The organism is Streptomyces bobili (genome assembly GCF_002154575.1).
GTDB classification, from domain to species: domain Bacteria; phylum Actinomycetota; class Actinomycetes; order Streptomycetales; family Streptomycetaceae; genus Streptomyces; species Streptomyces bobili.
On sequence record NZ_MUBA01000194.1, the window covers coordinates 36,416 to 50,704 of the forward strand.

Here is a 14,289-nt window from a genome sequence, read left to right on the forward strand (position 1 = left end):
CTCCGTCTCCGGTCCGCCGCACCGATGGGCGGACGGGCCTCGCAGACGTCCCTGCGTGCTTCCAGGCTGTGCCTGCCGCGCCCGGCCTGCGACCGGAGGACGCGGGAGCCTGCCGCGTCACGGTTCGGTCTCGGCCTCGCGAGGGTCTTGATTTACCTCCGTGTAATCGATTCCAATCCTTTCGGTACAGCCTTGTAATCGATTCCACGAGGAGGTGGAGCGGCGATGGCGAGCATCAAGGACGTCGCTGCCGAGGCGGGCGTTTCCGTCGCCACGGTGTCGCGGGTCCTGAACGACCATCCGTCGGTCAGTGCGGACGCGCGCACGCGCGTGCTGGCCGCCGTCGAGGCGCTGGGCTACCGCCCGAACGCCGTCGCCAGGTCGCTGCGCACCGATCAGACCCGCACCCTGGGCCTGGTCATCAGCGACGTGATGAACCCCTACTTCACCGAGCTGGCCCGCTCCGTCGAGGAGGAGGCCCGCGCACTCGGCTACAGCGTCATCATCGGCAACGCCGACGAGCGGCCCGACCTCCAGGACCACCACGTACGGACCCTGCTGGACCGCCGTATCGACGGGCTCCTCGTATCGCCCACCGACGGCGGTTCTCCGCTGATGCTGGACGCCGCGCGCGCGGGGACCCCGATGGTGTTCGTCGACCGGTGGATCCCGGGTGTGGACGTGCCGGTCGTCCGGGCCGACGGACGGGCCGCCGTGCGTGACCTGGTGGCGCATCTGCACCGGCTGGGGCACCGCCGGCTCGCGATCATCGCGGGCCCGGCCGCCACCACCACCGGCAGCGAGCGCGTCGAGGCCTTCCGGGAGGCCCTCGGGGCCTGCGGCATCGACCTGCCGGACGCGTACATCGGGCAGGGGGACTTCAAGGCCGAGAGCGGACGGCGGGTCACCGAGGGCTTCCTCGACCTGCCCGAGCCGCCCGAGGTCGTGTTCGCCGCGGACAACCTGATGGCGCTCGGCGCGCTGGACGCCGTACGCGCGCGTGGGCTGCGTGTTCCCGACGACATCGCGCTCGCCGCGTTCGACGACATCCCGTGGTTCGTGCACACCGATCCCCCGATCACCGCCATCGCCCAGCCGACCGGCGAGCTGGGACGCGCGGCCGTACGCGCGCTGGTCGACCGGATCGAGGGGCGGGCCCCGCGGTCCGTCACCCTCCCCGCCCGTCTCGTCGTGCGCCGCTCCTGCGGCGAGAGCGGCGAGAGCGCTCGGACCGGCGCGGACGGCCAGAGCGGCGAGAACTCAGCTAGGAACAGGAGCCAGTCGTGAGCAACGCGGACGAGTTGCTGCGCATCGAAGGCATACGCAAGACCTTCCCCGGAGTGGTCGCGCTCGACAGCGTCGACTTCGACCTGCGGCGGGGCGAGGTCCATGTGCTGCTCGGTGAGAACGGCGCGGGCAAGAGCACCCTCATCAAGATGCTCTCCGGCGCCTACACGCCCGACGCCGGGCGGATCCTGGCCGGCGGCGAGGAGGTGCGCATCCACGGGGCGCAGCACTCCGAGCGCCTCGGGATCGCGACCATCTACCAGGAGTTCAACCTCGTACCGGACCTGACGGTCGCCGAGAACATCTTCCTCGGACGCCAGCCGCGCCGGTTCGGGATGATCGACCGCAAGCGGATGGAGGCCGACGCCGCCGTCCTGCTGGAGCGGGTCGGCGTCCCCGTGTCGCCCCGCGCGCTGGTGCGCGAACTGGGCATCGCACGCCTCCAGATGGTCGAGATCGCCAAGGCGCTGAGCCTGGACGCACGCGTACTGATCATGGACGAGCCGACCGCCGTGCTCACCTCCGAGGAGGTCGAGAAGCTCTTCGCGATCGTGCGCAGGCTGCGCGAGGACGGCGTGGGCATCGTGTTCATCACCCATCACCTGGAGGAGATCGCGGCCCTGGGCGACCGGGTCACGGTCATCCGGGACGGCAGGAGCGTCGGGCAGGTCCCGGCGTCCACGCCCGAGGACGAACTCGTACGGCTGATGGTGGGCCGTTCCATCGAGCAGCAGTATCCGCGCGAGCCCGCCGACACCGGCGCCGCCCTGCTGTCCGTCGAGGGGCTGACGCGGGACGGCGTCTTCCACGACGTCAGTTTCGAGGTGCGGGCCGGCGAGGTCGTCGGGGTGGCGGGGCTGGTCGGCGCGGGTCGTACCGAGGTCGTACGGGCCGTGTTCGGGGCGGACCCGTACGACCAGGGAGCCGTGCGGGTGGCGGGCGCGCGGCTGCGCCGCCATGACGTGAGTGCGGCCATGGCTGCCGGGATCGGCCTCGTGCCGGAGGACCGCAAGGGCCAGGGGCTGGTGCTGGACGCCTCCGTCGAGGAGAACCTCGGCCTGGTCACGCTGCGTTCGGCCACCCGTGCCGGGCTCGTCGACCTCAAGGGGCAGCACGAGGCCGCGGGCCGCATCGCCGCGCAGCTCGGGGTGCGCATGGCCGGGCTCGGCCAGCAGGTGCGGACGCTGTCCGGCGGCAACCAGCAGAAGGTCGTCATCGGCAAGTGGCTGCTGGCGGACACCAAGGTGCTGATCCTCGACGAGCCGACGCGCGGTATCGACGTCGGCGCCAAGGTCGAGATCTACCAGCTGATCAACGAGCTGACGGCCGCCGGAGCCGCCGTCCTGATGATCTCCAGCGATCTGCCCGAGGTGCTCGGCATGAGCGACCGGGTGCTGGTGATGGCCCAGGGCCGCATCGCCGGCGAACTCGCCGCGCGCGAGGCCACCCAGGACGCGGTCATGGCACTCGCCGTGAGCTCCCCCGTCAGCTCTACCACCCCTAGTACCCCTACTACTTCCGAAGTGGAGACCGGCCGTGGCCGCTGACACGCTCAAGAGCACGACGGGCGCCGGTGGCGGCGCCGCGGCGGTGCGCCGCCTGCTGCTCGACAACGGGGCGCTCACCGCGCTCATCGTCCTCCTCATCGCCATGTCGGCGCTGTCGGGTGACTTCCTGACCACGGACAACCTGCTCAACGTGGGTGTCCAGGCGGCCGTGACCGCCATCCTCGCCTTCGGCGTGACCTTCGTGATCGTCTCGGCGGGCATCGACCTGTCGGTCGGCTCGGTGGCGGCACTGTCGGCCACCGTCCTGGCCTGGAGCGCCACCTCGCACGGCGTGCCGGTCGTCCTCGCGGTCGTCCTGGCCGTCGCCACCGGTATCGCGGCCGGGCTGGTGAACGGTTTCCTCATCGCTTACGGCAAGTTGCCGCCGTTCATCGCGACACTCGCCATGCTGTCGGTGGCGCGCGGTCTGTCGCTGGTGATCTCCGAGGGTTCGCCGATCGCCTTCCCCGACTCCGTCTCGCACCTCGGCGACACGCTCGGCGGGTGGCTGCCGGTGCCCGTGCTCGTCATGGTCGTCATGGGCCTGATCGCCGCGTTCGTCCTCGGCCGCACCTACATCGGCCGCTCGATGTACGCCATCGGCGGCAACGAGGAGGCCGCACGCCTGTCCGGGCTGCGGGTGAAGAAGCAGAAGCTCGCGATCTACGCGCTGTCCGGTGTGTTCGCCGCCGCCGCGGGCATCGTGCTCGCCTCCCGGCTGTCCTCCGCGCAGCCGCAGGCCGCCGACGGCTACGAACTGGACGCCATCGCCGCCGTCGTCATCGGCGGCGCCTCCCTCGCGGGAGGTACGGGTAAGGCGTCCGGCACCCTGATCGGCGCGCTGATCCTCGCGGTGCTGCGCAACGGCCTCAACCTGCTCTCCGTGTCGGCGTTCTGGCAGCAGGTCGTCATCGGTGTCGTCATCGCGCTGGCCGTGCTCCTGGACACCGTGCGCCGCAAGGCCGGGGCGGCTCCGGTGGCCGCCGGGACCGGTGGCGGCAAGGGCCGGCAAGCGGTCACGTACGGGCTCGCCGCGGTCGTCACCGTGGCGGTGGTCGGCGCGACGTCCTTCCTGCACAGCGGTTCCTCCTCGACGTCGAACCCGAAGGTCGGCCTGGCGCTGTCCACCCTCAACAACCCGTTCTTCGTGCAGATCCAGTCGGGCGCGAAGGCCGAGGCGAAGAAGCTGGGCGTGGACCTGACCGTCACCGACGCGCAGAACGACGCCTCGCAGCAGGCCAACCAGCTGCAGAACTTCACCAGTTCCGGGTACGACGCGATCATCGTCAACCCGGTGGACTCCGACGCGGCCGGTCCGGCCGTACGGGCTGCCGACAAGGCCAAGATCCCGGTCGTCGCGGTCGACCGCGGCGTCAACAAGGCGACCACGAACACCCTGGTGGCGTCCGACAACGTCGCCGGCGGTGAACTCGCGGCCAAGACGGTCGCCGAGAAGCTCGGCGGCACCGGCAAGATCGTGATCCTCCAGGGCCAGGCGGGCACCTCGGCAGCCCGTGAGCGCGCCGAGGGCTTCGCGAAGGGCCTCAAGGCCTTCCCCGGCATCCAGGTGCTGGCGCAGCAGCCGGCCGACTTCGACCGCACCAAGGGCCTTGACGTGATGTCGAACCTGCTCCAGGCGCACCCGGACGTCCAGGGTGTCATCGCCGCCAACGACGAGATGGCGCTCGGCGCGATCAAGGCGCTCGGCTCCAAGGCCGGCAAGTCCGTGCAGGTCGTCGGCTTCGACGGCACCCCGGACGGCCTGACCGCGGTCACGAACGGCACGCTGTACGCGTCCGTGGCGCAGCAGCCCTCGGAACTGGGCAGGATCGCCGTGGACAACGCGCTCAAGGCGTTCCAGGGCAAGAAGGTCGCGGAGACGGTGAAGGTGCCGGTGAAGGTGGTCACGGAGGAGAACGTGGCCGGCTTCACGGGCTGAGTTTCGCTGATCGGTCACGGCAGACGGTTGCAGCAAGCTTTACGGCAAGCGGTTACGGCAAGCAGGCGGGCGGTCGGGGGACCGCCCGCCTCACGTCTCGTGCGACGTCCGTCGTGCGACGTACGCAGGGAGTTCTCATGTACGACTACGACCTTCTGGTCGTGGGGTCGGCGAACGCCGATCTGGTGATCGGTGTCGAACGGCGCCCGGCGGCGGGCGAGACCGTCCTCGGCTCGGACCTCGCCGTCCATCCGGGCGGCAAGGGCGCCAACCAGGCGGTCGCGGCCGCCCGCCTCGGCGCCCGTACGGCGCTGTTGGCCCGGATCGGCGACGACGCGTACGGCCGGCTGCTGCTCGACTCGCAGCGGGCGGCCGGGGTCGACACCGTGGGCGTGCTGGTGGGCGGGGCACCGACCGGGGTCGCGCTGATCACGGTGGACCCGTCGGGCGACAACAGCATCGTGGTGTCGCCGGGCGCGAACGGCCGCCTGACACCGGAGGACGTGCGTGCCGCCGCCGGGCTGTTCCACGCCTCCCGCGTGGTGTCGGCGCAGCTGGAGATCCCGCTGGAGACGGTGGTGGAGGTCGTACGGAGTCTGGCGCCGGGCAGCCGCTTCGTGCTGAACCCGTCACCGCCGCGCCTGTTGCCGGCCGAGGTGCTGGCGGCCTGCGATCCGCTGATCGTCAACGAGCACGAGGCGAAGGTGATCCTCGGCGGCGCGGAGGCGGGCGGTGCGGCGGGTGGCGCGGCAGGTGGCGCGGCGGTCGGTGACCGGCCCGAGGACTGGGCGCGGGTGCTGCTCGCCAAGGGGCCGAAGTCGGTGGTGGTGACGCTGGGTTCGCAGGGCGCGCTGGTGGCGTCGGCGGAAGGTGTGGAGCGGGTCGCGGCAGTGAAGGTGGAGGCCGTGGACACGACCGGGGCCGGCGACTCCTTCACGGCGGCGCTGGCGTGGAAGCTGGGCGCGGGTTCCTCGCTCCCGGAGGCGGCGGCGTACGCGGCGCGGGTGGGGGCGGTGGCGGTGACCCGGCGGGGCGCGCAGGAGTCGTTCCCGACGGCGGCGGAGGTCGAGGCCCGGTGAGGAAGGGCGGCATACTCAACCGTCATCTCGCGGGCGCGATCGCCGAGTTGGGGCACGGGCACGGAGTGCTGGTGTGTGACGCGGGCATGCCGATACCGGACGGTCCGCGAGTCGTGGACCTCGCTTTCCGGGCGGGGGTGCCGTCGTTCGCCGAGGTCCTGGAGGGCCTGCTGGCCGAGCTGGTCGTGGAGGGAGCGACGGCGGCCTGCGAGGTACGGGAGGCGAACCCGGCGGCGGCCGGGCTGCTGGACGGGCACTTTCCCGGGCTGGCCCTGGTCCCGCACGAGGAGCTGAAGACCCTGTCGGCGGGGGCGCGGCTGGTGGTGCGGACCGGGGAGGCACAGCCGTACGCGAATGTGCTGCTGCGGTGCGGGGTGTTCTTCTGACGGCCTCGTCACCCCCACGAAGGCTTCGAGGGGCCCGGTCCGTCGACCGGGCCCCTCTTGCTTGCCCCCTCCGCCGTCAGAACGACCCGCGATCCCCCCGGATCCCCCTCCAGAAGTCCTGACACCCTGTATGACCCGGGTGAGGCCGGAACGGTTGCACGGCGGTCGGGGAAATCCCGAAGCCGAACGGATGGCGGAACAGACAAGCGAAGAATTCTGGTCAGCGGCACATGCCAGACGCATCAAACATACGCACCGAGGAATCCACCTGTTGTGATGAAGCAGCAGATCAGCGCTGTGATCCGCCCGAAATGCCCACCATGATGACGTGGTCTCCCCCACCCTCCTCCCGAGGAGTACGACCATGTCCGAAACGACCGAGCCCAACGTCGGTACGTTCACCCTCGCCGACCCGCTGACCACCGCGCCCGCAGAACCGGTCGAGGTACCGGACCACGCCGAGTGGCCGCTGCCGAACGGCTTCGCCTGGGTCTTCCCCGCCGATGGCAACACCACCGGCGATGTCGTCCGGCCCGTGATCATGGCCGACGGCTTCAACCTCGGCCGCAGCGAGCTGGACAAGACGTACCAGGGGCTGGAAGGCGGTTACAAGTTCATCAGCGAGCTGCACCGGCGCGGCAGGGACGTGATCCTCCTCGGCTTCGAGGAGCGCAGCGCGTCCATCCTCGACAACGCGCGCGCGGCCGAAGCCGCCATCATGGAGGCCATCGGCCGCCGGCAGGGCAACGCCCCACTGGTCGTCGGCGGGTTCAGCATGGGCGGCATCGTCACCCGCTACGCGCTGGCCGACATGGAGAGGAAGCGGATGGACCACCAGACCGCGCTGTACTTCTCCTACGACAGCCCGCACCGCGGCGCTTCCATCCCCGTCGGTGTGCAGGCGTTCTCGCACTTCATCCCGTTCGCGAACGACTTCGCCAAGCAGATGGACAGCCCGGCCGCGCGCCAGATGCTGTGGCGGCACTACGACAAGGACACCAAGAAGATCGGGGTCGCCCCGGAGCGCATCGAGTTCCTGGACGCCCTGAACCGGCTCGGCGGCTGGCCGATGAGGCCCCTCAAGATCGCCGTCGCCAACGGCCGCGCCGACGGTGTCGGCCTGCCCGAGGTGCTGCCCGGCGAGGTCGCGCTGCGGATCGACCGGATCTACCCCGGCACCACCTTCTACACCCAGGCGCAGGGCGACGACGTCACGGCCGCCTACCTGAACCGGCGGTTCCCCAAGGCCGAAGAGACCGTCACGACCAGCGGCTTCCCGGAGGTCGACGGCGCTCCGGGCGGCACGCTGCACACGTACAAGATCCTCGCCGACGCGATGCGGAAGCTCGGCGGCACGGTGGATCTGCGGCACGAGGAGGTCTGCTTCGTCGCGTCGGTGAGCGCGGTGGCCATCCGCGACGTCGAGACGCAGGAGGATCTGTACACGCCGATCGGTGAACTCGGCTCGGACGAGAGTGAGCTGGACGAGTACTTCTGCTCGCCCACGACCACCGCGCACACGGCGATCACCGCGGAACTCTGTACGTGGCTGATGGACCGCCTGCCCGACTGACCCGACATCCACGCCAGGCACCACCGGGGCCGCCCGTCCGCTCACATCCTGCGGAGGGCGGCCCCTTCGTCACATCTCGGGGGCGGGCGGCAGGGGGTCGTAGACGAACGACCCTCGGGCGCGCACGGTCACCACGAGCCCCCTGTCCCGAAGTATGTCCAGAGCACGGCGGACCGTGCCAGGACCGACTTTGTGCTCGTGCGTCATGGTCAGTTCGCCCGGCAGCCGCGTCCCCGGCGGGTACTCACCGGAACGGATCTTCCGTTCGATGATCGCGGCGCGGGACGGGCGTGTCAGTAGCTGAGGCCCCGGAAGTGCAGGAACGCGGACCGCAGTTCGGAATCGCGGAGGTGGTCGAGGACCTCCTCCTCCCCCGCGAACAGGGCATCGGCCGCCGGATGGCCGGACTGGTGGAACATGGCGACCAGTACATCGACAAGGGGGCGGTTCCAGGAGACCCGGACGATATCCTTCGCCTTGTCACGTTGCCCCTTGTCCATGGCTATGCGCCACAGCTCGATGGCGTTCCAGGCCGTCACGTAGGCGTCCCTGCGTCCCTTGACCAGGACCGCTCTTGCGTTGAGACCGAACACCTCGATACAGGCCCGTCCCCGGTCGGTCAGGCCTTGGTACGTTCCGAGTGGGAGCACGAGCCGTAGGTGGTCCAAGGGGTCCTCGGCTGTCGGGTCGACGAGCAGGGGGCTGCCGTCGTCCGCGACGGGAAAGAGGTTCCGCTTCTGGTTGCTGTTGCAGAACGAGCAGGCGAGCAGATGGTTGAGCCAGTCGAAGGTACGCAGCGGAGCGAGGCTCTTCGGCTCGAAGTGGTCGATGTCGCTGCCCTGGCTGTCACCGCAGTACATACAGCGCTCGTGGCCGGGTGCCATCTCCGCAAGCCCCCCAAGGAGTGCGGGACGGACCTGCCGGCGATTCGCCCAGAGTTCCTTCGCCCTGTCCTTGCGTTCCTTCTCCGTGTCCTGCCGCCGGATGTCGTCGGTGTAGTCCTTCAGCAGCCCCGTCGTGACCGACGACAGGAGCGCACGCCGAAGCCGGATCACTCCTCTTCGTCCTTCGGACCCCCGGTGATCTCCTCCGCGATTCGGTGGAGGTGCGCACTCATCTCGTCCACACGGGCCGACGGCGAGCTGGCGAGCAGCTCCTTCAGTTCCCGGTAGCGGGCAAGCGACTCCCGTGACGAGGCCCCGTCGTAGATCTCCGCCTCCAGCTCCACGAACTCGGCCCTCACCTGCTCGGCCCGCTCCGAATAGGGCGTGTCGAGACCGAACAGTTCGGAGAGAACGGCGTCGTCGCCGCTGCCGTACACCACGCGGTCGTAAAGGTCCTGATCGATGACCTCGGGCGGCCGCGCCTCGTCCACGCCGGGCAGCCGGATCAGGCCGCCGGGATCCGCGGCCTGGCAGATGTAGGGGCTGTGCGTGGTGACGATGAACTGGATGCGGGGGAAGTGGGCGGTCAGCCAGGGGCCGATCCGGCGCTGCCAGGAGACGTGCAGATGGGCGTCGATTTCGTCGATGATGACGACACCGGGCGTCATCAGTGTCATCAGACCGTCTCTGGCCTCCAGGAGGTTGGACTCCCACAGGTCGGCGCCGAACGCGTCGTGCAACTGCTTGAGGAGGTCGACGACAAGAGCGGCAACGGTACGGAATCCGTCGCTCATCTCCCGCAGCGGGAAACGGCTGCCGTGCCGCTCGACCCACAGGCCGTCGGAGTCGACGTCGACGATCCGGTACCCGTCCGGCAGCAGTCCGTCTCCGAGAAGGGCAAGGGCGAACCTCTTCAACCCGGCGGCGCCCAGTCGCCCTTCCAGCGCGCGCAGATGCTGCTCGATCAGCCAGGCGACCCCTTCGGCGAGCGAGGCGTCCTCGTGGAAGAGGCTCGCATGCCTGGCCACGGGCCCGGACGTCAGCATCAGCCGCTGCACCTCGCCGGAACCACCAGCCATCCGCCGGAACGGACCGTAGGCAGCGGAGAACCAGCCCGCCGGATTGTCCGCCCAGGGGCCACGACGGGCGGCGGTGGTCTGAGCCTTGGTGTACGTGATCTCGTGCAGGCCGGACAGGACACCTCTGCGGACGGGAACCTTCCCGGCCGATCCGTCGCGGGGCGTGGTCCAGCGGAGCCCGGCCCGGACCGCGCCGGCAGGTGGACGGCCCTGCGAGAACCGGTCATGGTTCGCGTCCCTGATGATCTCGACCTCGACCTGCCCCGCCGTGCTGTGCTCCGTCACCCAGTTCTCGAAGCCCGGCACCAAGCCACGTGCCACCGCGGGGCCACTGAGCGCCAGCGCCATGGCCCGCAGCAACGTCGTCTTGCCCGAGCCGTTGCGACCGGCTAGCACTGTCCACCCGGCGTGACTGCCGTCGGGGCGGGTCAGGGCGAGATCGACCTCGCGGGGGCCGTGGAAGGACTTGATGTCCTTCACGATGATCCGGCTGACGTACATGGGCGTCGGCATCCGTTCGTCGGGGTGTCGCGCCCGATCCTACGACCGTGGCCTGCCCCTTCGCTTCGGAAGCGGGCAGGCCACTGGGCTGTCAGGCCGCGGTGTGGGACACGAAGCGTTGGGCGGTTTCGGCGAGTACCTCCCTGCCGTCCAGGGCCCACAGGGCGTCGTTGAACAGCTCCACCTCGATGGCGCCGGTGTACCCGGCCGCCTCCACGTACCCGAGCCACTCGCGCATGTCGATCGCGCCGTCGCCGATCTGGCCCCGGCCGTTCAGGACCCCCTCGGGCAACGGGGTGGTCCAATCGGCCAGTTGGAAGGTGTGGATGCGGCCGGACGCGCCCGCTCGGGCGATCTGGGCGGGGGCCTGGTCGTCCCACCAGATGTGGTACGTGTCGACGGTGACGCCCACCTGGTGGGCGGGGAAGCGTTCCGCGAGGTCCAGGGCCTGGGTGAGGGTCGAGACCACGCAACGGTCGGAGGCGTACATCGGGTGCAGGGGCTCGATGGCCAGCTTCACCCCGTGGTCCTCGGCGTAGGGGCCGAGTTCCGTGAGCGCGTCCGCGATGCGTTCGCGGGCTCCGTGCAGATCCTTCGAGCCCGGCGGGAGGCCGCCGGACACGAGGACCAGGACCTCCGTGCCCAGGGTCGCCGCCTCGTCGATCGCCCGGCGGTTGTCGGCCAGGGCGGCCTTGCGCTCGTCCGGGTCGACGGCGGTGAAGAAGCCGCCGCGGCACAACGTCGTCACCGTCAGGCCCGCGTCACGGACCAGCTTCGCCGTCTCCTCGACGCCGTACGTCTGGACCGGGTCGCGCCAGAGGCCGACGTTGGTGATGCCCAGGTCGTAGCAGGCCGTGACGAGTTCGGGCATCGACAGCTGCTTGACCGTCATCTGGTTGATGCTGAAACGCTCGAGACCGGTCACTGGTTCACTCCGTACAGGGCGAGCAGGTTCCTCATCCGTTCCTCGGCCAGCTTCGGGTCGGGGAACAGGCCCAAGCCGTCGGCGAGTTCGTAGGCGCGGGCCAGATGCGGGAGGGAGCGGGCCGACTGAAAGCCACCGACCATCGTGAAGTGCGACTGGTGGCCGGCCAGCCAGGCCAGGAGGACCACGCCCGTCTTGTAGAAGCGGGTCGGGGTCTGGAACAGGTGCCGGGAGAGCTCGACCGTGGGGTCCAGCAACTGCCGGAAACCGGTGACGTCGCCCGTGTCCAGGACGCGGACCGCTTCCGCCGCCAGCGGGCCCAGCGGGTCGAAGATGCCGAGCAGGGCGTGGCTGAAGCCCTTCTCGTCACCCGCGATCAGCTCGGGGTAGTTGAAGTCGTCGCCCGTGTAGCAGCGCACGCCGTCCGGGAGGCGGCGGCGCAGGTCGACCTCCCGCTGAGCGTCCAGCAGGGAGACCTTGATGCCGTCGATCTTGTCCGGGTGGGCGGCGATGACCCGGAGGAACACCTCCGTCGCCGCGTCCAGGTCCGGGGAGCCCCAGTAGCCCTCCAGCGCCGGGTCGAACATCGGGCCCAGCCAGTGCAGGATCACCGGCTCGGCGGACTGGCGCAGGAGGTGGCCGTAGATGTCGAGGTAGTCCTCGGGGCCCGTCGCCGCCGCGGCCAGGGCACGGGACGCCATCAGGATGGCCTGGGCGCCGGAGGCCTCGACGAGGGCGAGCTGCTCCTCGTAGGCCGCCCGGACCTCGGCGAGGGACGCCGGGCCGGTGAGCTGGTCGGTGCCGACACCGCAGGCGATCAGGCCGCCCACCGCCTTGGCCTCGGCCGCCGACCTGCGGATCAGCTCGGCCGCGCCCGCCCAGTCCAGGCCCATGCCGCGCTGCGCGGTGTCCATCGCCTCGGCGACGCCGAGCCCGTGGGACCACAGGTGGCGGCGGAAGGCGAGGGTGGCGTCCCAGTCGACGGCGGCCGGCGAGTCGGGCGACACGTCGGCGTACGGGTCCGCGACGACATGCGCCGCGGAGAAGACCGTACGGGAGGTGAAAGCGGTTCCGGTGGTGGCGGTGAGGGGTTCCGTGCGGGGGTCGTAGGTCCGCAGCGTTCCCTTGGAGTCCGGGAGTCGGATGGTCACAGCGCGATCTCCGGGACGTCGAGGCGGCGGCCCTCCGCGGAGGACTTCAGGCCCAGCTCGGCGAGCTGGACGCCGCGGGCGCCGGCCAGCAGGTTCCAGTGGTAGGGGGCGTCGGCGTAGACGTGCCTGAGGAACAGTTCCCACTGGGCCTTGAAACCGTTGTCGAAGTCACCGTTGTCGGGGACCTCCTGCCACTGGTCGCGGAAGACCTCGGTGGCGGGGATGTCCGGGTTCCAGACCGGCTTGGGGGTGGCGGAGCGGTGCTGGACACGGCAGTTGCGCAGGCCGGCCACGGCCGAGCCCTCGGTACCGTCGACCTGGAACTCCACCAGTTCGTCGCGGTTGACGCGGACCGTCCAGGAGGAGTTGATCTGGGCGATGGCACCGCCGTCGAGTTCGAAGATGCCGTACGCGGAGTCGTCGGCCGTCGCGTCGTAGGGCTTGCCGTTCTCGTCCCAGCGCTGCGGGACGTGGGTGGTGGCGATGGCCTGGACCGTCTTCACCCGGCCGAACAGCTCGTGCAGGACGTACTCCCAGTGCGGGAACATGTCGACGACGATGCCGCCGCCGTCCTCGGCGCGGTAGTTCCACGACGGGCGCTGGGCGGCCTGCCAGTCCCCCTCGAAGACCCAGTAGCCGAACTCGCCGCGGACGGAGAGGATCCGGCCGAAGAAGCCGCCGTCGATGAGGCGCTTGAGCTTCAGCAGGCCCGGCAGGAACAGCTTGTCCTGGACGACGCCGTGCTTGATGCCCTTCGCGTCGGCGAGCCGGGCCAGCTCCAGGGCGCCGTCGAGTCCGGTGGCGGTCGGCTTCTCGGTATAGATGTGCTTGCCGGCCGCGATCGCCTTTCTGATGGCCTCCTCGCGGGCGGAGGTGACTTGGGCGTCGAAATAGATGTCGACCGTGGGGTCGGCGAGGACCGCGTCCAGGTCCGTCGAGACGTGCTCCAGGCCATGCTTTTCAGCAAGCGCGTTCAGTACGTGTTCCCGGCGGCCGACCAGGATCGGCTCCGGCCACAGCACGGTGCCGTCGCCGAGGTCGAGGCCGCCCTGTTCACGCAGGGCCAGGATGGAGCGCACCAGATGCTGGCGGTAACCCATGCGCCCCGTCACGCCGTTCATGGCGATACGCACCGTCTTGCGTGTCACGTCGGTCCCTTCTTGGAGCCCTCTTAGGCGTTGTACGCGGCGTCGTACGCGGGTGTTGCCGCGGTGTCGCGCGCGATTCCTACGCGGTTGTGCGCGCCGCGTACGCCTTGGCACTGATCAGCGTCACAGCAAGCGCTTTCTATATAGGGAGAAGCTAGCCTCTGACCGGTGGTCCGGACAAGACCGTGTCCATCCCGAGTTGTTCGAGGGGGCGAACAACTCGGGTGCGGGGCCGTAAGGTCTGCTCGACACGCCCGGAACCAGGCAGGTGAACCTGCTGTCTACCAGGGCGTACGACGACGTACGACGAGATGCGTGACCGGAGGACGACGAGATGACGGTGACCCTGGCGGACGTGGCGGCCCGCGCGCAGGTCTCGCCCGCGACGGTGTCGCGCGTACTGAACGGGAACTACCCCGTGGCCGCGTCGACCCGCGAACGGGTGCTGCGGGCCGTGGACGAACTGGACTACGTGCTCAACGGTCCCGCCAGCGCCCTGGCCGCGGCCACCTCCGACCTGGTGGGCATCCTGGTCAACGACATCGCCGACCCCTTCTTCGGGATCATGGCGAGCGCGATCCAGGCCGAGATCGGCGGGCCCGGCGGACGCGCCGGGGGTGAGCGGCTGGCCGTGGTCTGCAACACCGGGGGCTCGCCCGAGCGCGAGCTGACCTACCTCACCCTGCTCCAGCGGCAGCGGGCCGCGGCCGTCGTCCTCACCGGCGGGGCAATGGAGGACGACGCGCACGCCAAGGCCGTCGCGGCGAAGCTGCGCCGGCTGGCGGACGCC

General features: G+C 70.2%; 13 protein-coding genes. 7 read left to right on the forward strand and 6 right to left on the reverse strand.

Annotated features, from left to right (window positions below; translation table 11 throughout):
- Positions 1 to 225: 225 nt before the first annotated feature.
- The 6 genes from BZL64_RS16610 to BZL64_RS16635 all read left to right on the forward strand — a co-directional run bounded on the left by BZL64_RS16610 (position 226) and on the right by BZL64_RS16635 (position 7,811).
- Positions 226 to 1,287 carry a LacI family DNA-binding transcriptional regulator gene (locus BZL64_RS16610; RefSeq protein WP_244205365.1) on the forward strand — a complete coding sequence of 354 codons (1,062 nt, stop codon included), beginning with the start codon at positions 226 to 228 and terminating at the stop codon, positions 1,285 to 1,287.
- Positions 1,284 to 2,834 carry a sugar ABC transporter ATP-binding protein gene (locus BZL64_RS16615; RefSeq protein ID WP_086769963.1) on the forward strand — a complete coding sequence of 517 codons (1,551 nt, stop codon included), beginning with the start codon at positions 1,284 to 1,286 and terminating at the stop codon, positions 2,832 to 2,834. The genes BZL64_RS16610 and BZL64_RS16615 overlap by 4 nt, the downstream gene beginning before the upstream one ends.
- On the forward strand, positions 2,824 to 4,773 hold the full coding sequence (locus BZL64_RS16620; RefSeq protein WP_086769964.1) for an ABC transporter permease/substrate-binding protein: 1,950 nt from the start codon (positions 2,824 to 2,826) through the stop codon (positions 4,771 to 4,773). Before BZL64_RS16615 ends, BZL64_RS16620 begins: the two co-directional genes overlap by 11 nt.
- 137 nt (positions 4,774 to 4,910) lie before the next feature.
- The gene (locus tag BZL64_RS16625; protein ID WP_086769965.1) at positions 4,911 to 5,852 is read left to right on the forward strand and encodes a ribokinase; all 942 of its coding nucleotides are present in this window, start codon (positions 4,911 to 4,913) and stop codon (positions 5,850 to 5,852) included.
- Positions 5,849 to 6,238: a D-ribose pyranase gene (gene rbsD, locus BZL64_RS16630; RefSeq protein ID WP_086769966.1), complete on the forward strand. Its 390-nt coding sequence runs from the start codon at positions 5,849 to 5,851 to the stop codon at positions 6,236 to 6,238. The genes BZL64_RS16625 and rbsD overlap by 4 nt, the downstream gene beginning before the upstream one ends.
- 364 nt (positions 6,239 to 6,602) lie before the next feature.
- Entirely contained in the window at positions 6,603 to 7,811 is a 1,209-nt protein-coding gene (locus tag BZL64_RS16635; protein WP_086769967.1) for a lipase family protein, read from the forward strand.
- 69 nt (positions 7,812 to 7,880) lie between these two features.
- On the opposite strand, the gene BZL64_RS16640 is transcribed toward BZL64_RS16635, so the two are convergent.
- The 6 genes from BZL64_RS16640 to BZL64_RS16665 form a co-directional block, all read right to left on the reverse strand.
- Positions 7,881 to 8,108, reverse strand: coding sequence for a GntR family transcriptional regulator (locus BZL64_RS16640; protein ID WP_086769968.1), 228 nt, complete (start codon positions 8,106 to 8,108; stop codon positions 7,881 to 7,883).
- Positions 8,105 to 8,866 carry an HNH endonuclease family protein gene (locus BZL64_RS16645; RefSeq protein WP_244205366.1) on the reverse strand — a complete coding sequence of 254 codons (762 nt, stop codon included), beginning with the start codon at positions 8,864 to 8,866 and terminating at the stop codon, positions 8,105 to 8,107. The genes BZL64_RS16640 and BZL64_RS16645 overlap by 4 nt, the downstream gene beginning before the upstream one ends.
- Positions 8,863 to 10,287 (reverse strand): AAA family ATPase, encoded by a 1,425-nt coding sequence (locus tag BZL64_RS16650; protein ID WP_341868807.1) that lies wholly within the window; start codon positions 10,285 to 10,287, stop codon positions 8,863 to 8,865. The genes BZL64_RS16645 and BZL64_RS16650 overlap by 4 nt, the downstream gene beginning before the upstream one ends.
- A 79-nt stretch (positions 10,288 to 10,366) precedes the next feature.
- A complete protein-coding gene (locus tag BZL64_RS16655) occupies positions 10,367 to 11,200 on the reverse strand; it encodes a sugar phosphate isomerase/epimerase family protein (protein WP_086769970.1) in 834 nt (277 codons plus the stop codon).
- A complete protein-coding gene (locus tag BZL64_RS16660; protein ID WP_086769971.1) occupies positions 11,197 to 12,351 on the reverse strand; it encodes a dihydrodipicolinate synthase family protein in 1,155 nt (384 codons plus the stop codon). Before BZL64_RS16660 ends, BZL64_RS16655 begins: the two co-directional genes overlap by 4 nt.
- A complete protein-coding gene (locus tag BZL64_RS16665; protein ID WP_167396155.1) occupies positions 12,348 to 13,499 on the reverse strand; it encodes a Gfo/Idh/MocA family protein in 1,152 nt (383 codons plus the stop codon). The genes BZL64_RS16660 and BZL64_RS16665 overlap by 4 nt, the downstream gene beginning before the upstream one ends.
- Positions 13,500 to 13,833: 334 nt before the next feature.
- On the opposite strand from BZL64_RS16665, the gene BZL64_RS16670 reads away from it, so the two are divergent.
- A partial coding sequence (locus tag BZL64_RS16670) for a LacI family DNA-binding transcriptional regulator (RefSeq protein WP_143663171.1) occupies positions 13,834 to 14,289 on the forward strand: 456 nt, incomplete at its 3' end.

Coding starts and splice junctions, on each gene's coding strand:
- BZL64_RS16625 (WP_086769965.1), top strand. CDS start 4,911: ATGTACGACTACGACCTTCTGGTCGTGGGGTCGGCGAACGCCGATCTG.
- BZL64_RS16650 (WP_341868807.1), bottom strand. CDS start 10,287: ATGCCGACGCCCATGTACGTCAGCCGGATCATCGTGAAGGACATCAAG.
- BZL64_RS16610 (WP_244205365.1), top strand. CDS start 226: ATGGCGAGCATCAAGGACGTCGCTGCCGAGGCGGGCGTTTCCGTCGCC.
- BZL64_RS16635 (WP_086769967.1), top strand. CDS start 6,603: ATGTCCGAAACGACCGAGCCCAACGTCGGTACGTTCACCCTCGCCGAC.